Origin of the sequence: Micromonospora sp. GCM10011542, assembly GCF_042650685.1 — a bacterium.
Classification (GTDB): domain Bacteria; phylum Actinomycetota; class Actinomycetes; order Mycobacteriales; family Micromonosporaceae; genus Micromonospora.
On record NZ_JBHSBO010000058.1, the window covers coordinates 558,843 to 577,972 of the forward strand.

The 19,130-nt window shown below is 72.3% G+C and carries 17 protein-coding genes; 4 read left to right on the plus strand and 13 right to left on the minus strand.

Annotated features, from left to right (window positions below; genetic code table 11):
* Positions 1–57 precede the first annotated feature (57 nt).
* Positions 58–1,491: a cyanophycinase gene (locus ACFOW4_RS23425; protein WP_377531220.1), complete on the minus strand. Its 1,434-nt coding sequence runs from the start codon at positions 1,489–1,491 to the stop codon at positions 58–60.
* A gap of 205 nt (positions 1,492–1,696) precedes the next feature.
* Positions 1,697–2,950 carry a cyanophycinase gene (locus tag ACFOW4_RS23430; RefSeq protein WP_377531221.1) on the minus strand — a complete coding sequence of 418 codons (1,254 nt, stop codon included), beginning with the start codon at positions 2,948–2,950 and terminating at the stop codon, positions 1,697–1,699.
* Between the two features lie 177 nt (positions 2,951–3,127).
* On the opposite strand from ACFOW4_RS23430, the gene ACFOW4_RS23435 reads away from it, so the two are divergent.
* Positions 3,128–3,730 (plus strand): hemerythrin domain-containing protein, encoded by a 603-nt coding sequence (locus tag ACFOW4_RS23435; RefSeq protein ID WP_377531224.1) that lies wholly within the window; start codon positions 3,128–3,130, stop codon positions 3,728–3,730.
* Between the two features lie 221 nt (positions 3,731–3,951).
* On the opposite strand, the gene ACFOW4_RS23440 is transcribed toward ACFOW4_RS23435, so the two are convergent.
* Positions 3,952–4,134 carry an antitoxin gene (locus ACFOW4_RS23440; protein ID WP_377531227.1) on the minus strand — a complete coding sequence of 61 codons (183 nt, stop codon included), beginning with the start codon at positions 4,132–4,134 and terminating at the stop codon, positions 3,952–3,954.
* A gap of 156 nt (positions 4,135–4,290) precedes the next feature.
* Between ACFOW4_RS23440 and ACFOW4_RS23445 the strand changes: the two genes are divergently transcribed.
* Entirely contained in the window at positions 4,291–4,530 is a 240-nt protein-coding gene (locus tag ACFOW4_RS23445; protein ID WP_377531228.1) for a hypothetical protein, read from the plus strand.
* A 185-nt stretch (positions 4,531–4,715) separates the two neighbouring features.
* Positions 4,716–5,858, plus strand: coding sequence for an AI-2E family transporter (locus ACFOW4_RS23450; RefSeq protein WP_377531230.1), 1,143 nt, complete (start codon positions 4,716–4,718; stop codon positions 5,856–5,858).
* On the opposite strand, the gene ACFOW4_RS23455 is transcribed toward ACFOW4_RS23450, so the two are convergent.
* A complete protein-coding gene (locus ACFOW4_RS23455) occupies positions 5,853–6,530 on the minus strand; it encodes a dienelactone hydrolase family protein (protein ID WP_377531233.1) in 678 nt (225 codons plus the stop codon). The genes ACFOW4_RS23450 and ACFOW4_RS23455 overlap by 6 nt on opposite strands.
* 181 nt (positions 6,531–6,711) lie before the next feature.
* On the opposite strand from ACFOW4_RS23455, the gene ACFOW4_RS23460 reads away from it, so the two are divergent.
* Positions 6,712–6,891, plus strand: a complete 180-nt coding sequence (locus tag ACFOW4_RS23460) for a hypothetical protein (RefSeq protein ID WP_377531236.1) — start codon at positions 6,712–6,714, stop codon at positions 6,889–6,891.
* A 31-nt stretch (positions 6,892–6,922) separates the two neighbouring features.
* Here ACFOW4_RS23460 and ACFOW4_RS23465 read toward each other — a convergent pair whose 3' ends face one another.
* The 9 genes from ACFOW4_RS23465 to ACFOW4_RS23505 form a co-directional block, all read right to left on the minus strand.
* Complete coding sequence (locus ACFOW4_RS23465) at positions 6,923–9,328, minus strand: glycoside hydrolase family 65 protein (RefSeq protein WP_377531238.1); 2,406 nt, start codon at positions 9,326–9,328, stop codon at positions 6,923–6,925.
* Positions 9,325–10,152 (minus strand): beta-phosphoglucomutase family hydrolase, encoded by an 828-nt coding sequence (locus ACFOW4_RS23470; protein ID WP_377531241.1) that lies wholly within the window; start codon positions 10,150–10,152, stop codon positions 9,325–9,327. Before ACFOW4_RS23470 ends, ACFOW4_RS23465 begins: the two co-directional genes overlap by 4 nt.
* 60 nt (positions 10,153–10,212) lie before the next feature.
* Positions 10,213–10,677: a DUF4442 domain-containing protein gene (locus ACFOW4_RS23475; protein ID WP_377531244.1), complete on the minus strand. Its 465-nt coding sequence runs from the start codon at positions 10,675–10,677 to the stop codon at positions 10,213–10,215.
* A 65-nt stretch (positions 10,678–10,742) separates the two neighbouring features.
* Positions 10,743–11,693 (minus strand): hypothetical protein, encoded by a 951-nt coding sequence (locus ACFOW4_RS23480; RefSeq protein ID WP_377531246.1) that lies wholly within the window; start codon positions 11,691–11,693, stop codon positions 10,743–10,745.
* A 94-nt stretch (positions 11,694–11,787) separates the two neighbouring features.
* Positions 11,788–13,086: an ABC transporter ATP-binding protein gene (locus tag ACFOW4_RS23485; protein WP_377531249.1), complete on the minus strand. Its 1,299-nt coding sequence runs from the start codon at positions 13,084–13,086 to the stop codon at positions 11,788–11,790.
* A gap of 137 nt (positions 13,087–13,223) precedes the next feature.
* Positions 13,224–15,434, minus strand: coding sequence for a CDP-glycerol glycerophosphotransferase family protein (locus ACFOW4_RS23490; protein WP_377531252.1), 2,211 nt, complete (start codon positions 15,432–15,434; stop codon positions 13,224–13,226).
* A 15-nt stretch (positions 15,435–15,449) separates the two neighbouring features.
* On the minus strand, positions 15,450–17,501 hold the full coding sequence (locus ACFOW4_RS23495; protein WP_377531253.1) for a DUF5941 domain-containing protein: 2,052 nt from the start codon (positions 17,499–17,501) through the stop codon (positions 15,450–15,452).
* Positions 17,498–18,244 carry an ABC transporter ATP-binding protein gene (locus tag ACFOW4_RS23500; RefSeq protein WP_377531256.1) on the minus strand — a complete coding sequence of 249 codons (747 nt, stop codon included), beginning with the start codon at positions 18,242–18,244 and terminating at the stop codon, positions 17,498–17,500. The genes ACFOW4_RS23495 and ACFOW4_RS23500 overlap by 4 nt, the downstream gene beginning before the upstream one ends.
* A 1-nt stretch (position 18,245) precedes the next feature.
* On the minus strand, positions 18,246–19,073 hold the full coding sequence (locus tag ACFOW4_RS23505) for an ABC transporter permease (protein ID WP_377531258.1): 828 nt from the start codon (positions 19,071–19,073) through the stop codon (positions 18,246–18,248).
* Between the last annotated feature and the right edge of the window lie 57 nt (positions 19,074–19,130).

A 19,130-nucleotide genomic window follows, 5' to 3' on the forward strand; every position in this document is an offset into this window, starting at 1 on the left:
TAACCGCGGCGGGAGTGGCCACCCGGGGCATGCTGGTGGCCACCCCCTCCGGTCGGGTCAGGACCTGGTGACCGTGCAGCTGTAGTCGGCGCTGCCGGATCCCGAGTACGCCTCCAACTCGACGTAGTACGTCGCCGAGCCGGACGCGGTCCGGGTGGTGGACGCCGACTCGTCGGCGCCGGCGCCGTTGTTGACCGACCGGGTGAGCGTGCTCCCGGTGGAGCTGAGCAGGTAGAGGTCGGCGTCGTACGCGGTGGGCACGGCGCAGTCCACACCCAGCGTCTGTCCACTGGCGAGGCTGACCGCGAAGTAGTCCCGGTCGGTGCTGCTCTTCATGTCCCCGGTGATGGTCAGCGGGTAGCTCTTCGCGGTCACGTCGTTGGCGGTGGCACGCGAGTCGTTCGACTCGACCTCGGCGTAGCTGGAGCCGCCGCCGGGCGGCGGCGGGGTGGAGCAGTCGGTCACCGGGGTACCGCTGTAGAGGCTGCCGCTGGGCACCCCGCTGGTGACGCTCTTCAGGTAGTAGCCGCAGGTGGGACGGTTGGCGAAGTTGTAGGTCTGGCCGCTGGTGAGCTTCCAGATCTTGAAGTTCGAGTAGGTCAGTGGCTGGCCGGAGCTTGCCACCTCCGGCTGGTGGTCGCCGAGGACCACGTACGCGCTGGGTCCGCTGAGCGTGGCCAGCCCGTTGCGGTCGATGAAGAGCGAGGCGCCCTCCTCCACCCCGACGCCCCACGCCTTGCCACCGCTGGTCCGGCCGTCCTTGACGGCCCGGGCCACGAACGCCATCAGCCGACCCATCCGGTCCCGCGTCACGAAGTGCGAGTCGTTGATGGTGTCGGCGTAGTTCGGCCAGCGGAACATGCCGGTGGTGAAGGTCATCGAGCGGTCGTACGGGTCGTCGAGGGCGATCGCCGAGGTGGCGCTGCCGCCGCAGGCGTCGTACACGATGTCGCTGTTGACGTGGTGCCCGGCGCTGCCGCCGCCCACGCCACCGCCCTTGGCCACCACCGACTCAACGGACGCCTCCAGCGCGGTGCCCTTCCAGGCCACGTAGCGGCACTGGTCACCGCCGGCGAAGTAGACGAACTCCGCGTTGCGGACATCGGTGTTGACCTGGCTGTTGTTGCCGTCGTTGGCGGCGGTCAGGGTGAGCGTGGTGCACGAGTTCACCCCGCTCAACCCGGTGATCACGTCGCATTCCGGGGTGCCGGTGCCCGATCCGGCGATCACCGCCACGTCGATCGAGCCGGAGCCGCCGCGGATCGCGCTGATCGCCTGGTTCATGGTGGCGGTGACGATGCCGCCCGAGCCGTTCATGGTGTACGCCGGACCGGACCAGCTGGCTCGGCTGACGTCCGTCGAGCTGCCCTGCCGGACGCGGGTCACCTGGGCCTGCGCGGCGGTCACCCCGATCGGCGCCACGGTGAGCAGGGTGGCGGCGGCGGTGAGCACCGCGAGCCGGGTACGCAGGGGGTTGCGGGGAAGAGACATGGGCACCTCCGAGGGGCCACGGATCGATGAAACAGAAGTTACATCCATGACAGTCGTTGCTCAATACGTAACTTCTGTTACAGCTCAGTGACGGATTCGCGCCCTCCCTCGCCGGGCGGGCGACACCCGGACGAGCGGTATGACTCGGAGTCATATTCATGACCCACGGTCATACCGCTCGTCTCGGGATGTGCCCGGCGGACCGTCAGACCGGGCGGATGCCGATCACCGCGGCGACGAACGAGGTCGTCGACCCGGCCCGGTACCCGGCGAAGCCACGATCCCGGGTCACCTCGGCGGCGAACTGGGGGTCCTTCTCGTACGAGGTGCCCGACGTCGACGCGCAACCGGCCTGGTCGACCAGCCCCTCGGCGAGCCCGACCAGTGCGTAGTCGTAGAAGACGTCGTCCGACGCCGGCACCGTGCACGGCCCGGCGGCCGGTGCCACCCGCTGCTTGCCCGACGCGATCACCGGCTGCCAGCGGTCCGCCCGGTACCGGTCACCATCGGTGAGCCGGCTCCAGCGCACCCCCTCGATCCCCCAGACCGCCGTGTCGGTCACGCGGGCGCGGCGCAGGTCGAGCACGCTCACCCCGCGCTGCCCGAGCACCCGCAGCGACCGGTGCCGCGAACCGACCCCGGTCACCTCCAGCGCGGTGTTCTCGTCCAGCCCGAAGACCCGGTCGTGCCGGGTGTCCGAGGCGAGCCGGATCGACCGGGCCTCCCGACCACGCCGGGAGAAGTGGGTGTCCACCAGGCCGTCGGTGAAGAAGCCGAAGCCACCCTTCGGCAGGTACGCGAGGATGCCAGCGTCGTCGAAGTAGCCGGGCCGGGCCCCGTCGCGCAGCCCGGGCTCGGTGGAACCGCCGGTGATCATGTCGCGGCCGGCCATGATCTGCGCGCCCGCGCTGGTGCCGGCGACCACCGCACCGGCACGCAGCTTGCGGCGCACCGCGGCGAGCGCCGGCGTGTCCCGCTGAGCGCTGCCCCGGGTCATCGTGGTGACGTACCGGTACTGGTCACCGCCCCCGAAGAAGAAGCCGGTCATCGAGTTGATCTGCCGGACCACGGCCGGGTCCTCGGCCGCGCCCGGTCGGTCCAGGTCGATCGGGATCCACTGCGCGTCGGCCACACCGTAGGTGCGGAACAGCTTGGCGTAGTAGTCACCGTTGCAGACGCTGTTGTTGCAGTCCGGGGTGTCCGCGTCCGGGTCCTCGCTGGGCACCGGGGCGGCTGCGGTGAAGATGCCGATCCGGGCCTTGCCGTGGCCCCCGGCCAACCGGACGATGTCGCCGTAGACGGCCGCGTTGTCGTCGGCGAGCGCGCCACCGACCAGCACCAGGCTGCCGCCGCGGGAATGGGACGGTTGGGCCGAGGCGGGCGCCGCGGCGAGGGGGACGCTCAGCGCGACCGCCGTGCACGCGCCGACCCCGAGGGTCAGCAGGCGGTTCAAGGGCATGACTGCTCCTCACTGGAAACCGTGAGGGCGGGCCGAGCAGAAGCGTACGGCAGCACCCCGGCCCGAACAACGCCCCGGCGCGACAGCCGCCGATTCGTCCCGGAGGGTGGGTTCACGCGGCGGTAGAGGGGTACAGCCCCCCACAGCCGACCGTTCCGCAACCGGTTAGGGGCCGACATGACCAACCCACAGACCACCGAGGGTCAGGACGTCGTCGACGTCCTGACCTCCGATCACCAAGAGGTCGAGACGCTCTTCGTCGAGCTCGAGAGCCGGCAGGGCACCCCCGAGCACCGCCGGCAGCTCGCCGACGTGGTGATCGCCGAACTCGTCCGCCATTCGGTGGCCGAGGAGGCGTACGTCTACCCGGCCGCGCGCAAGGCGCTGCCGGACGGCGACCAGGTCGCCGAGCACGAGATCTCCGAACACTCCGAGGCGGAGCGGACCATGAAGGAACTGGAGTCCGTCGACCCGTCCGACCCGCGCTTCGACCAGTTGCTCTCCCACCTCACGGCCACCATCCGGCACCACATTCAGGACGAGGAGAGCGACCTCTTTCCCCGGCTGCGCGCCGCGGTGGCACACGAGGAACTGGTCGAGCTGGCCGGCAAGGTGAACGCGGCTAAGAAGACCGCACCGACCCGGCCACACCCCGCCGCCCCGGACCACCCGCCGGCGAACAAGCTGCTCGCCCCCGGCACCGGCCTGGTCGACCGGATGCGCGACGCGCTCAGCGGCCGGCCGACCTCGGTGAAGGATCTGCACGAACAGCAGCACTGACCCGCCACCGTACGCCGGTGGCCGCGTCGGCACGGACGTGACCACCGGCGTACGGGTGGGATCCGGCTCAGGGCTCGGGAGCCAGTCGGCGCATGGTGTCCGCCTCGGACACGATGACCGCCGTCGCTCGCTGACCAGAGGCGGCCGTCGATATGACAAGTGTCCGAAACGGACACTCCCGGGTCACCGCGTCGGCGGTGACCCGGGAGACGTCGGGTGGGTCAGCGGACCTGGTCGCCCTCGCCGGTACGCGCCTGGGCCTGGTCGACGCCCTTGTCGATCTGGTCGTCGTACTTGCCCCCGGTGCGCTGGTCGGCCATGTCGCCGGCCTTGTCCAGCCCCTGGTCGACCTGCTTGTCGTGCTGGTCCGCGAAGTCCTTGGCCTTGTCCATGAAGTCACCCACGGCGATCCTCCTCGGTTCGGTCACTGCTGTCTGCGTTCCCTGGCCCGGCCAGCGCAAACGCCGATCATCCGGGCAGACGGGGGCGAAGCCGGCCAGTGCCGCCCGGGCGGGACGACGCGTACGATCCGCTGCGGCATCTCCGGAAAGGGGCACGCAGTGCAGCAGATCCCGGTCCGCCGGCGGTTGTCCCTCAGCGCGGCGCTGCTCGCCGTCACCCTCTCCGGCTGCAGCGACGGCACGCCGGACGAGGGCGCGCGCTGGACCGGCGGCGTCCCGGTCACTCCGACCGCCGCGTACCACCTGGACGGTCTTCACCGACGGCGGCGCTGGCGCGGTACGCGGGGTGGCCGCCGGTTCCGGGATCGCGGCGGCCGCGGCCCGGGTGGACAAGGGTGACTTCTGGCGGACCCGCAGCGTGCAGTCCGGCGGACCGCCCACCGGGGGCGCCGGCGACCTGGCGGCCTGGCCCGGACTGTCCTGACGCGACAACCGCGCGGGCCCCCCGCCCGACGGTGTGCGGCGAGGGGTGTCGGCGTGCGCCCGGGCGGGTACCGACCTCGCGGAGATCGAGGAGGACCGACATGGTGGTGGACGATCCCGCGGCGGACGCCCGGGCGACGAGAGACCGGGACGGGGCCGGGCCGCGGCAGGCATGGTCCGCGCTGCCCTGGCTGGTCCGGTCCGCGGTGCTGTGGAGCGCCTGCCTGGTGGTGGTCGTCACCGGGCTCTACCTGCTGGGGAAGATCGCGGTGCTGCTGGCGCCGCTGGCCATCGCGTTGGCCGCCACCATCTTCCTCACCGCGCTGCTCGACCCGGTGCTGCTCCTGCTGCGCCGGCTGCGGCTGCCGGCGGCGCTGGCCGCGCTGCTCACCGTGCTGCTGCTGCTCGGCATCCTGGTCGGCGTCGGCGCGCTGGTGTGGAACCTGACCGCCAGCCAGTTCGACCAGCTCAGCCAGGAGCTGACGCAGGGGCTGGACCGCACCCGCGACTACGTCACCTCCACCCTCCCGGTCACCGACGCCCAGTTGGACGATCTCGTCCAGCAGGCCCGCCGGGGACTCGGCTCCAGCTCACTGGACCCGGTGGCCGGCGCGCGGACCGCCACCGAGGTGCTCGGCTCCGCGCTGCTCGCCCTGGTGCTGCTCTTCTTCCTGCTCAAGGACGGCCGCTCGATGTGGCACTGGGTGCTGTCCCGGATGACGGGCCCCAACCGGCCGCTGGTGACCGAGGCCGGCCGGGCCGGCTGGCGGACGCTGGGCGCGTACAGCCGGGGCACCATGATGATCGCCGCGATCGACGCGATCGGCATCGGCATCGCCCTGGTGGTGCTCGGGGTGCCGCTCGCCCTGCCGCTGGCGCTGATCACGTTCCTCGGCGGTTTCGTGCCGATCATCGGCGCGACCGTGGCGGGCGCGGTCGCGGTGCTGGTGGCCCTGGCCGCCAACGGCCCGACCACCGCGCTGCTGACCCTGGCCGCCGTGATCGCCGTGCAACAGATCGAGGGCAACCTGCTGGAGCCACTGATCATGAAGCGTCAGGTCCGGCTGCACCCGGCGGTGATCCTGGTGGCGGTCACCGCCGGCACCCTGGTCGCGGGCATCGCCGGCGCCTTCGTGAGCGTCCCGATCACCGCCGTCCTGTGGCGGGTCATCGACACCGTCCAGGCCCACCGCAGTGCCGGCACCGGTGATCACGGGGGCCGGGTCCACCCGGCAACCTCATGATCGACGGGACGGAACGGCGGACCGGGTGAGGTGGGTGGTGAACCAGGCGCTCGCCTGGTCGGCGACCTGCTCCAGGGTGCCGGGCTCCTCGAAGAGGTGGGTGGCTCCGGGCACCACCCGCAGCTCACCGACGTCGCCCAGCTCCGCCAGCGCCCGCTCGTTGAGCGTGATCACCTCTTCGTCCAAGCCGCCGACCAGCAGCAACGTCGGGGTACGCACCTGAGGGAGCGCGTCGCCGGCCAGGTCCGGTCGGCCACCCCGGGAGACCACCGCGCCCACCCGGTCGGCCCGGGACGCCGCGGCGACCAGGGCGGCGGCGGCACCCGTGCTGGCCCCGAACAGGCCGATCGGTACGTTCCCGGCGGGGCGCTCGGCGGCCAGCCAGTCGACGATCCCGGCCAGCCGGCTGGCCAGCAGGCCGATGTCGAACCGCAGCTCGGCGGTGCGCGCGTCCGCCTCGTCCTCGGCCGGCGTGAGCAGGTCGACCAGCACCGTGCCGAGCGCCTGCTGGTTGAGCGTGCGAGCCACCGCCACGTTGCGGGGGCTGTGCCGGGAACTGCCGCTGCCGTGCGCGAAGAGCACCACGCCGGTCGCCTCGGCGGGCAGCATCAGATCGGCGGGAAGTTCGACGTCCCCGACCGGGATGCTCACGGTGCTGCTCTGCTCGTCCATACCCCACCTCCACGTCCTCGCCGAGGAGGCACGGGTACCCCGCCGGCCGCGCCGCACGCCCACGGCCGCCCCCTTGCTCGGCGACCGTGGGCGGAGTTTGCCGGACGGGTGGCCGGGTAGCCGACGGGCGACCGCAGACCGTGTCGGCGCAACCGCGCCCCGACGGATCGCGAGGATCGCCATGGCCCAGCAGCAGACGTCGCGCCAGCAGCAGACGGACGAACGGAACCGGCGGGAACAGGACGCCGATCGCAGCCCGAACTGGGGGGACGAGGCCTCGAAGGCCCGTACCCCCGAGGATCCCCGGGCGATGGCGCCCCGGGACGCGTTGGGGCGCCCGTCCACCGGCGAACCCATCTGAGCTCACCCGCCGGGTCGAACCCGGCGCGCTGTCAGCGGTCGGGGCGGGTCACTCCCGCCTCGGCCGCTCGCTGATCCTCGGGCAACCGCAGCAGCGGCGCCCGACCGGGGGCCTGCTCCGGCGGCGGCCCGGCCGGGTCGGCCGGCGGCACCGGCACGGTCACCGGCTCGTCGCAGGTGACCCGCAGCTTCTGGTCGTGGTGGTGCAGCTCCACAACGTCGTCCGGACCGCCGTGCCGCAGCGAGTACGTCGTCTGGTGCGGCCGGACGTCCACGCGCAGCGCCAGCCCGCGCCACTGGAGCGAGAACTCCAGGCGGTTGAGCCGGCTGGACAGCCGGGGCGCGAAGGAGAGCTCACCGTGGTGGTCGCGCAGCCCGCCGAACCCGCCGACCAGGGCGATCCAGGCGCCGGCCAGCGAGGCCATGTGCACGCCGTCGCGGGTGTTCTCGTTGAGGTCGTGCAGGTCCATCAGCGCGGCCTCGCGCAGGTAGCTGTGCGCCAGCTCCGGGTGGCCCACCTCGGCGGCGAGCACCGCCTGGGTGCAGGCCGACAGGGACGAGTCCCGGACGGTGCGGCGCTCGTAGTAGAGGAAGTTGCGCACCTTCTCATCCGGGGTGAACGCGTCCCCCCGCCAGTGCATGGCGAGCACCAGGTCCGCCTGCTTGATCACCTGCTTGCGGTACAGCTCGAAGTACGGATAGTGCAGCAGCAGCGGGTACTTCTCCGCCGGCGTGTGCGCGAAGTCCCATTCCTGGAGCCGGGTGAACCCCTCCACCTGCTGATGGACCTTGATCTCGTCGTCGTACGGGACGTGCATCGAGTGCGCCGCGTCCCGCCAGCTCGCCGCCTCCTCGTCGCTCACCCCGAGGTGGTACGCCTCCTCGCGGTAGCGCATCACCATCTCGGCGGCGGTGAGCAGGTTCCGCTGCGCCATCAGGTTGGTGTAGATGTTGTCGTTCTTCACCGCGGTGTACTCGTCGGGCCCGGTGACCCCGTCGATGTGGAACTGGCCGTGCCGGTCGTGGTGGCCGATGGAGCGCCACAGCCGGGCGGTCTCCACCAGCAGCTCCAGCCCGATCTCCTTCTCGAGAGCGGTGTCCCCGGTGACCATCACGTAGCGGCGCAGCGCGTCGGCGATGTCGGCCGCGATGTGGAAGGCCGCCGTGCCGGCCGGCCAGTAGCCGGAGGACTCCGGGCCCTCGATGGTCCGCCAGGGGAAGGCGGCGCCCTTGAGGTTGAGCGTCTCGGCCCGCTCCTTGGCCTGCTCCAGGGTGCTGTGCCGCCAGTGCAGCGCGTTGCGCACCGCGTTCGGCTGGGTGTACGTGAGCACCGGCAGGACGAACATCTCGGTGTCCCAGAAGGCGTGCCCGTCGTAGCCGGGGCCGGTCAGGCCCTTGGCGGAAATCGGACGCCGCTCGGCGCGGGCACCGGCCTGGAGCACGTGGAACAGGCCGAACCGGACCGCCTGCTGCACCTCCGGGTCGCCCTCGACCCGCACGTCGGAGGCGTCCCAGAACTCGTCGAGGTAGGCCCGCTGCTCCCGGCACAGCCCGTTCCAGCCGTCCAGCTTCGCCGCGGCCAACGCCGCGCCGACCTGGTCGCGCAGCGCCGGCAGCGAGCGCCGGCTGGACCAGCCGTACGTCAGGTACTTGACCACGCGCAGCTTCTGGCCCGGCCGCAGCACGCACCCGACGGTCGTACGGACCCAGTCCTGATAGCCCTCAGACTCGATGGTGGTGTGCTCCGGGCCCTCGATCTCGTGCTCCATGGCGGCGGCCACCCGCAGGCCGGAGACCTTGGTGCGGTGGATCAGCTGCCCGCCGTCGGGGGTGGTCAGCTCCTCCTCGGCCTGCAACGGCGACTCCAGCACCGCGGCGACCCGGGGGTCCTTGCTCTGCGGCGGCAGCGTCTCGTTGGCCACCAGCTCGGACTGCACGATCAGCCGGAGTGGGCCGTCCACGGCCTCCACCTCGTAGTTGATCGCGGCGACCGCCCGCTGGGTGAACGACACCAGGCGGGTGCTGCGGACCTTGACCTCCCGGCCGGCCGGCGAACGCCAGTGCAGCTCACGGTGCAGGGTGCCGGCGCGCAGGTCGAGGATCCGCTCGTGGGCGAGCAGCTCGCCGTAGCGGACGTCGAGGGGCTCGTCGTCGACCAGCAGCCGGATCAGCTTGCCGTTGGTGACGTTGACGATGGTCTGCCCGGATTCGGGGAAACCGAAGCCGGCCTCCGCGTACGGCAGCGGACGCAGCTCGTAGAAGGAGTTGAGGTAGGTGCCGGGCAGACCGTGCGGCTCGCCCTCGTCGAGGTTGCCCCGCAGCCCGACGTGCCCGTTGGAGAGCGCGAAGACCGACTCGGACTGGGCGAGCACGTCCATGTCCAGCCGGGTCTCCCGGACGTGCCACGGCTCGACCGGATAGGCGCGTTCCCTGATCATGCGGGTCTCCCTTCACCGGCCGGACGGCCCGCGGTCGACGGATCTCCGGCCCTGCCGCGGCGCGGTGCGGGTGGATCGGCGTGGGCCGCGTCGAGCAGGTCGGCGAGGTCGTCGACGACCACGTCGGCGCCGTGCGCGCGCAGCTCGTCGGCCTGCCCGACCCGGTCGACGCCGATCACGTAGCCGAACCCGCCGGCCTTGCCGGCAGCGACGCCGGAGAGCGCGTCCTCGAAGACCGCCGCCTGCGTCGGGTCCACCCCGAGCAGCTTCGCCCCGGCGAGGAAGCTGTCCGGGTGCGGCTTGCCGCGCAGACCCTGGGCCCGGGCGACCAGGCCGTCGACCCGCGCCTCCAGCAGCGGCTCGATCCCGGCGGCGGCCACCACCTCGCGCCCGTTGGCGCTCGCGGTGACCACGGCCCGGCGCAGCCCGGCGGCGGCCGCCGCCTTCAGGTACGCCACCGAGCCGGGGTAGACCTCGACGCCGGAGGTGCGCAGCCGCTCCAGCAGCAGGACGTTCTTGCGGTTGCCGACCCCGTTGACGGTGTCGGCGTCCGGTGGGTCGTCAGGGCTGCCCTCGGGCAGCACGATCCCCCGCGACGCCAGGAACGCCCGGACGCCGTCGGCGCGCGGGCGGCCGTCGACGTACCGGTTGTAGTCCGGGCCCGGGTCGAAGGGCCGGTACGGCTCACCGGTGGCCGTGGCGCGCTGCCGCAGGAACTCGTTGAACGTCTCCGTCCATGCGGCGTTGTGGACCCGGGCGGTCTGCGTCAGCACACCGTCCAGATCGAAGAGACAGGCGGTCACATGAGCAGGTAGGCCCAGCACGGTACGAATCTATCCATCCGGCCGGGCCTGCAAACCCGTTTCCGCCCGCGTCGGCGCTGCTCAGTTTGGCCGAAGCGTCCAGACCACGGTCATCGCCGAGGTGGGTGTGCCGTCCTGGGTGGCGATCTGCACCTCCACCGGGAACTCCGGCCGCCGGCCGGACTCCAGCTCCGCGATGACCTCCGGCGCCGGCCGGCCGAGGCGCGCGGTGGCCAGCACGGGCCCCATGGCGAGCTTCCGGTAGGCGATCTCCGCCCGGACGGCGAGCGGCACCGCCCGGTCCAGCAGCTGGCCGAACGCGGCGAGCACCACCGCACCCGAGGCGGTCTCACCGAGGGTGAACATCGCCCCGGCGTGCGGGCCGCCGACGTGGTTGTGGGTGGCCGACGAGTCGGGGAGCCGGACGACGGCCCGCACCCCGCCCTCCGCCTCGGGGGCCACCTCGACGAATTCGATGCCGAGCGTACGGGCGAACGGCACCGCTTCCAGCATGCCGGCCGCAACCTGGCGGGAGTCGATGGTCATGGTCCGACGTTACTAGCCGGTAACCATGGGGGCAACCAGGGACTTTCCAGGTTTTGGGCCGGCGCTCACAGGTTGGCGATCGTGCGCAGGATCTCGGCGTAGAAGTTGCCGTCGATGCTGCGGAACAGGGCGAAGTCCTGACCCGGGTCGCCGAAGAACGGGCGCAGCGTCCACGCCAGCTGGGTGCCGACGAAGCCGAAGAGCAGGATCCAGATGTACAGCAGCGTCATGCTGGCCGGCCGCTGCGCCGGCTCGCGGCGTACCTGCGGGTTGACCCACGGGCGCTGCGCGGACCCGATGGAGGCGCCGAGGGGCTGCCCGGCCGGCAGGGGCTGGGCCGGAACCGCCGGGGAGCCGACCTCGGCGGGGTTGGCGCCGTTGGGCACCGCACCGGCCGACGCGCCGGCGGACTCGGCCACCGCACCGACCGGCACCGGCTGAGCGGCGGGCTGCGCTGGCGGGGCGGCGGGAACGGCCGGCGCGCTCTCGGTCGGCGTCGCCACCGCCTGCGGGGCGAGCAGGCCGTGGTCGTTGAGTACCTGCATTCCGCCGGTCAGGAAGCGCAGCCCGACCAGCGCGGACAGGGTCAGGATCGCCACGTTGAGCAGCTTGAAGAAGCCGTAGTCCGGTGCGGTGATCAGGAAGAAGAGGCTGATCGGCGCGAACGCCACCGCCAGCATCGAGGTCACCGTGATCGCCACCATCACCAGCGCCAACGACTGGCGTACCGAGAGGCGGGCGCCGAAGACCAGGTTGAACAGGTAGAGCGTGGGCAGGCAGATGGCCAGCGTGACCAGGAACAGCAGGGGCAGCTTCAGCGCGGAGGTGAGCGCCATCAGCACGCTGTGGAAGGCGCCCAGCACCGCCCCGTAGCAGGCGAGGGCGATGGCGGAACTGGCCAGCATTCGGCCGGTCAGCGCGTTCAGGTCGCGCTCGGCCACGATCTGCTGCCAGATCCCCTGCCGGTCACGCAGGATGCGCTCGATGACGAGCGGACTCGGACGGTCACCCGACACGGGTGCACCCCTCTCGATGGGCTTTCACTGTGGACTGGGTGCGCCGACGGTAGGGCACCGGGCGGCACCGCCGCCACCCCGTCGGCGGTGGAGTTCAGCGCCAACCCACGTCGATCCGCGCCCCGCGCTCGTCGAAGAAGTGCAGCGCGTCCATCCGGACCGAGACGGCCAGCGGGTGACCGGCGGCGACCGCCGGGTACGGGGCGAGGCGTACCGCCAGCTCCGCCGGGCGCCGGTGGTGCCGGCCGGGGTCGGTCAGCACGCTGGTCCGGCCGCCGCCGGAGGGCTCGTCGCCCGCCTCCACCGGCTTGCCGGCGAGTCGCTGCATGACCTGACCGAACCGGCGCCGGCCACGCTGGCCCACCGCCGGCGGGTCCACCGACGCGCCCATCTCGTCGACCACGATCGCGGTGGCCCCGATGTCCAGGAACGCCAGCGACTCGTGCCCGTGGTGCTCCAGGAAGCGGATCCGCCCGCGCAGCACGTCGCCGGGGCTGTCCGGGGCGACCGGGGTGAGCGCCTCGGCCCGCATGCCGACCACGATCCGCTCGCCGTGGTAGTGCGCGACCGCCCGGCTGCGGATGTCGTCCCACGGCAGGTGGAGCGCCTGGTCACCGAGGTTGAGCGTGACGTAGCGGTCGAGGTGGACGTAGACCGACGCCTCCAGCAGGTTCATCCGCGGGCTGCCCAGGAAGGCGGCCACGTAGAGCGTCGCCGGCCGGCCGTACACCTGGGTGGGGGTGCCCACGTCCTGCAGGACACCCCGGCGCATGATGGCCACCCGGTCGGCCATGGTGAGCGCCTCGGCCTGGTCGTGGGTGACGTAGACGGTGGTGACGCCCAGCTCACGGGTCAGGCCGGAGATCTCCGCGCGCAGTTCCGCGCGCAGCCCGCTGTCCAGGTTCGACAGCGGCTCGTCCATCAGGAACAGCCCCGGTCGGCGGACGATCGCCCGGCCCATCGCCACGCGCTGCCGCTGCCCGCCGGAGAGCTGGCTCGGCTTACGCGCGAGCACGTCGCCGATGCCCAGCGCGCTGGCCACGTCGCTCACCCGCTCGCCGCGGGGCGTCGGCTCCACCCCCGCCAGCCGCAGGGGAAAGGCGATGTTGTCGCCGACCGTCATGTGCGGGTACAGCGCGAAGTCCTGGAAGACCATGGCGATCCTGCGCTCCCGCGGAGGCAGGTCGTTGGCGAGTTCCCCGTCCAGCAGCACGGCGCCCTGGGTCGGATCCTCCAGGCCGGCGATCATCCGCAGCACGGTGGACTTTCCGCAGCCGGACGGACCGAGCAGGACCATGAACTCACCGTCGTTCACGTCCAGGTTGACGCTGTCGACGGCGAGCGTGCCGTCCTTGAAGACCTTGGTGACGTCCTTGAGCGCGACGGTGGTCACCGTCACCTCCCCCAACTCTCGGCGAACCCCGCATGACTGTGACCAGGATCATGTGATCAGCACATCGGGTGAACGTCTCATGTTCGGTCGGCGACGACTCCGTTACCGCATATCGAGCGGTGCCGATCGATTGGCGATCAGCAGTGCGGCACCGGCTCGGCCCGCTCATCCAGGAAGACCCGGCGGACCACCCGTTCCGCGGCGTGCCCGTCGTCGAGCGCGCAGAACCGGCCCCGGAACTCCTCGCGCGCCTTGGCCGCCGCGTCCGAGCGCACCTCGCCGGTGCGGAACAGGTCGAGCAGGTCGGCGAAGGTGGTCGCCACGGCACCCGGCGGCTCCGCCGTGACGTCGAAGTAGACCCCCCGGGCCAGCCGATACGCCTCCCAGTCCGGGGCGTAGACCACGATCGGCCGGTCCAGCACCGCGTAGTCGAACATGGCCGACGAGTAGTCCGTGACCAGCACGTCGGCGACCAGGTACAGGTCCTCGACCCGCTGGTGACCGCTGACGTCACGGACCCGTTCCCGGTCCACCGGGCGGCGTGGCCGGCGGTCCCGGTCGTGGAAGTAGTGGCTGCGCATCAGCAGCCGGCCGGAGTCGCCCAGCACGTCGAGGAACCGGTCCGGGTCGAACGGCGGCCGGTAGCCCGGCAGGTGCTCGCGGTGCGTCGGGGCGTACAGCACCACCTGCCCGTCGGCGGGCAGACCCAGCTCCGCCCGGAGCCGGCGCACCTCCTCCGGGCCGGCGGTGACCAGCCGGTCGTTGCGCGGGTAACCCACCTCCAGCGTGGTGTACGTGGCCGGGTACGCCCGGTCCCACATCTGGGTGGAGAAGCTGTTGGCGCTGACGCTGTAGTCCCAGCGGTCCACCCGGCGTAGCAGGCCGGCGAAGTCCATCCGGCCGGCGCCGAGCGGATAGCGCTGTTGGTCGAGCCCCATCACCTTGACCGGCGTGCCGTGGTGGGTCTGCACGTGCACCTGCTCCGGCCGCTTGCGGACGAAGTCCGGGAAGTTGACGTTGTTGACGAGCCAGCGGGCCCGGGCCAGCACCCGGTAGTAGCCCGGGGTGCCGGCGACCACGTACTCCACACCGGTCGGCACGGTGTGCACCCGGTCCCGGCGCACGATCCACACCCCGCGTACCCCCGGCGCCAGCCGGCGGGCCGCCTCGTAGATCGCCGCCGGGTTGCAGGCGTAGCCCCGGTACCAGTAGGCCGCGTAGACGGCGAGCGTCGGGTCCACCGCGCGGCGCAGCTCGGCCCGGTAGTACTCGCGCAGCAGGCCGTCGCGGGTCAGCCGGGCGCCGCGACGGGCCAGTGGCACGAACCGACGCCGGGTGGTACGGACCCGCCGGCGGGCGGCCTCCCGGGCCCGACCGGCGGTACGCAGAGCGCTGAACGTCCGCCAGCGGCTCCCGGCGACCAGGCGGTGCTTGACCCCCTCCACCCCGTCCGGTCGGGGGTAGCCGCCCGGCGGCAGCCAGCGGGCGTAGTCGGCGCTGATCTGCGCGAAGAAGCCGGGACGTAGTTCGGGGGCGATCCGCTGCCCGTTGCCGAGCACCGTCAGGTAGTGCCAGATCATCCGTTCGAAGACCGCCGGACGCAGGTCCGCCACGGCCGGCCCCCAGGCGTCCATCAGTGTGAAGACCCGGTGCCACTGCGGGAAGACCTCGAAGTGCCGGTCGCCGCGGGTCTTCGTGATCGCCCCGGCTCGGCGCTGCCGGTAGTTGACGCAGACCCGGTCCAGCACGCCGATCCGCTCCGCGGCCATCAGCACGGGATAGCTGAACGAGACGTCCTCGTACCAGCCGGGCGCGAAACGCAGCCCCAGCTCGACCAGGAAGTCCCGGCGGACCACTCGGTTCCAGGCGGTGTGCAGCAGCCGCATCGCCTCCGGCCGGTCCCGCAGCCGGAAGGTGGCCGCCCCGGGAGACTCGGGGAACACCTCCACCATCGCGCTGCGGGTGGCGGTGTCGTTCCAGTGCGTCCGCACGTGGTCCACCAGCAGCACGTCGGGGCGGGTGGCACGCAGCCGCTCGGCGACCTCCGGCAGGCACCCCGGCGCCAGCCAGTCGTCGCCGTCGAGAAACCAGACGTACTCGCCGACGGCCCGGTCCAGCCCGACGTTGCGGGCCGGACCGAGGCCGACGTTCTCCGCCAGCCGCACCGAGCGGACCCGGTGGTCGCGGGCCGCGTACTCGTCGATGATCTCGCCGCTGGCGTCCGGCGAGCAGTCGTCGACGGCGATCACCTCGAGGTCACCGAACGGCTGGCCGAGGATCGAGTCCAGGCATTCGCGCAGGTAGCCCTGCACCCGGAAGGCCGGTACGACGAAACTGATCAGCGTCATCCGGCCGTCCCTCCGTCAGCCCGGCGTACCACCTCCCACGCTCACCGGCACGGCTGACGCCCGCGCGCTGCGGGCCGGCAGGACGACCCAGGCCAGGACGGCGCTCGCCACGAAGACCACGAGGAGGTATGTACCGAGTGTAGCCATTCCAATACTCACGATTCCGGCAATCGCCGCGAGGGCCAGCAGCACCGGGCGCCCCTCCCAGCCCAGGTTGGCCGGGTGCAGCGGCGGCGCCGCCTGCCGCTTCTCCAGCCGGGCGGTCAGGTCGTAGTGATGCACGGTGAGCACGAAGACGTAGCCGAAGATCAGCCATCCCGGCGTGCCGCCGACCACCCCGACCGCGATGGCGAACAGGTACTCGGCGGCCCGCAGGGCGGCGGGCACCAGCCAGTCCAGCGGGCCGTCGTGCGCGGCACCGGCCCCCAGACCGCCGACCAGCAGCACCAGCAGCGCCACCGGCACCGCCCAGGCCAGCCGCTCCGGCGCACCGGCGCCGACCAGGGCCGCGACCAGCAGCACCGCCGGCCCGAGCGTCGCGATCACCGCCAGGGTGAGCGGATCCAGCGGGCGGAGCACCGGCAGCCGCCGCGCCAGCGGGCCGTCGTCGCGGTGCAGGGTGGCGTCGACCGTGTCCAGCACCGGCACCCGCATCCAGCGGGCGCGCAGGGTACGCAACGCCCCGGTGTACGCGAACGCCAGCGTGCCCCAGACCAGCACCGCGATCAGGCTGACCAGCGGGTTGAACAGCGCGACGGTCAGCGCGATCAGCGCCCACCGCTCGCCGATCGGGAAGACCACGGTCCGCTTCAACCAGTACGACAGCGAGCCGGTGTCCGCCTGCACCCGGGTCGAGGCGGCGTTCAGCCTGTCGCCGATCCCGCCGGTGGAGCCCGCCGCCGGGCGGGGCCGGCGGGCGGCCTCGTCGTGCAGCACGCCGTACCAGGTGTCGGTCATGTGCCGGACGGTCTGCAACGTCATGGCGGCGATCGCCAACGCCCAGCCATTGCCCAGCCCGGCGTGCGACACCCCGAAACCGAGCCCGGCGTAGACCAGGTACTCCTTGGCCCGGTCGGCCATGGTGTCCAGCCAGCCGCCCCAGGCGCTGAAGTGCCGGGTGTAGCGGGCCAACTGCCCGTCCACGCAGTCGAGCACGAAGCCGAGGTAGAGCAGCACCGCCCCGCCGACCAGCGCCAGCCGGCCGCCGACGCCGAAGAGCACCGCCGCGGCCAACGCGAACAGCACCGAGATCACCGTCACCCCGGTCGGGGTGAGCCGCAGCCGGGCCGCCGCCCGCACCACGTACGGCGACCAGGTGCTGACGAAGTAGGTGGAGAAGAAGTCGTCCCGCTCCTTCACCGACAGCCGCAACTCGGCCCGCTTCTCGTCGACGGCGGTCACCGCCGCCTCGGCGGCGACCAGCCCACCCGCGTCGGTGACCCGGTGCGCCACGAGCAGCCGTACCCGCTGGGCGAAGACCTGGGTGCCGCGCGCGGCGAGGCCGGCGAAGAGCCGGTCCACGGCGGAGGCGGGGCCAGCGGCGGCGGCCGGTCCGCCGCCGCCCGCGGGCAGCGGCGAGACGTCCCCGACCGGGCCGAGCGGCGCGGCGATCGGCAGGGCGCCGACTCGCGCGGCCCGGGCGGCGGCGGCGAGGGCCGGCAGGTCGGCCACGCCGACCCGCAGCGCGCCGCCGAAGACGCCGGTGGCGTCGCCGTCGAGGGCGTCCACCGGGCCGGCGTCGACCACCTGGCCGCGTTCCTCGCGCACCGCGGTCCGTCCGAACACCGGCGGGTCGGCCAGCACCAGCGCCACCGTCGGCCCGACCGGGCTGGTCGCCAGGTGCCGCAGGACGGCTGTGTGCGCGACCAGGTCGGCGCCGGTGACCAGCAGCGGGCCGGTGGCGGCCTCGGCGATCCCGGCCAGTTCGTCGAGGTCGGCGGCGAAGCGCACGTGGTCGGCGCCGGCCCGGCGCAACTGGGCGGCGAGCCGGTCGGCCAGCGACTCGCCGGTCGTGGTGGTCAGGTCCGCCGCGGGTGTCCCGCCGGCGAGCACGATCGCGAGCGTCACTGGCCGGCCGCCGCGTGGTACGCGTCGAGCGCCTCGGCGATGCTGCCGTCGAGCGTCAACCGGCCCGCGTCGAGGTAGAGCCCTCGACGGCAGAACCGGGTCAGGTCCTTTTCGTTGTGTGAGACCAGCACCAGCGTGCGCCCCTCCCCGAGCAGACGTTCAATCGTCGCGTAACACTTCTTGCGGAACTCCGCGTCCCCGACCGCGGTCACCTCGTCCATCAGCAGAACCGGGTGCGGCAGGTGCGAGATGATCGCGAAGCCGAGCCGCACCTTCATCCCGGACGAGTAGTGCCGCACCGAGGTGTCGATGGCCCGTTCCACCTGCTCGCCGGCGAACTCGACGATCTCGTCGAAGTGCCGCCGCAGGTAGCCCGACGAGAGCCCGTGCAGCCCTCCGACCAGGTGCAGGTTCTCCCGCCCGGTCAGCTCGTTGGAGAAGCCGGCGGAGAGTTCCAGCAGCGGGGCCACGTCGCCGTGCACCCGGATGCTCCCCTCGTCGGGGATGAGCACCCCGGCGATCAGCCGCAGCAGGGTGCTCTTGCCGGTGCCGTTGCGGCCCACCACGCCGACCGTCTCGCCCGGCTCGATCGTGAACGTCACGTCCCGCAGCGGCCAGAACTGGCCGGCCGACGCGTTCCGCGCACCCCGGTGGATGAAGAACTCGCGCAGCCGCAACTGGCGCCGACGGTTGCGGACGAACCGGATGCCCAGGCCCTCGGACTCGATGATCGGGTCGGCCACGTCAGAGTTCCTTGAGCACGGCGGGTTCCAGCCGGCGGAACGACCACCAGCCGACGGCCAGCACCAGCAGGCTGCCGGCGATCGTGGTGACGAGCAGCCGGGCGTCCGGGAACTCGTCCGGGTACCAGATCGCGTGGTGCAACTGGAAGATCCCGACCAGCGGGTTCAACTCGTAGACCACCTTGAGCCAGCCCGGCAGGCCGGACTCCCGGACCAGGCTGAACGGGTAGATGATCGGCGTGGCGTAGAACAGCACCCGGATGATCAGGCGCATGAACCGCTCCACGTCGCGCATGAGCACGTTGAACGCGGACAGCAGCAGGGCCAGCCCGATCAGCAGGGCGGCCTGGATGGTCACCGCCAGCGGCAGGGACAGCAGCGACCAGCCGGGGTGGATCCGGCCGTGCGCCGCGTAGACCACCGCGATGGCGATCAGGATCGGCAGGCCGGCCGCGTACTCGGCGAACCGGCCGGTCACCCGGCCGATCGGGAAGACCTGGCGTGGCAGGTTCATCGTGGTGATCAGCCGGGACTGGCCGGTGAGCGCGTTGGTCGCCTCGCTCAGCGCCGAACTCGTCCACATCCAGGCGAAGATCCCGGTGATCAGGAACAGCGGATACGACCCGGCCGCCTCGCCGAGGTGCCGGCCGGTGTCCCGGGAGTAGAGCACGCCGAACACGAACCAGTAGATGGCACCCATGCCGAGCGGCTCGATCAGCGACCAGAGGTAGCCGAACACCGACTGCTGGTACTTTACCGCCAGGTCGCGCTTGACCAGGATGCGCAGCGAGGTGCGGTGCGACCACAACGCCGCGACGCCAGCGGTCACCGCAGCCTCCGCTCCCTGAAACGGACGACAGGCTAGCAGTCGGTGGACGAGCAGACC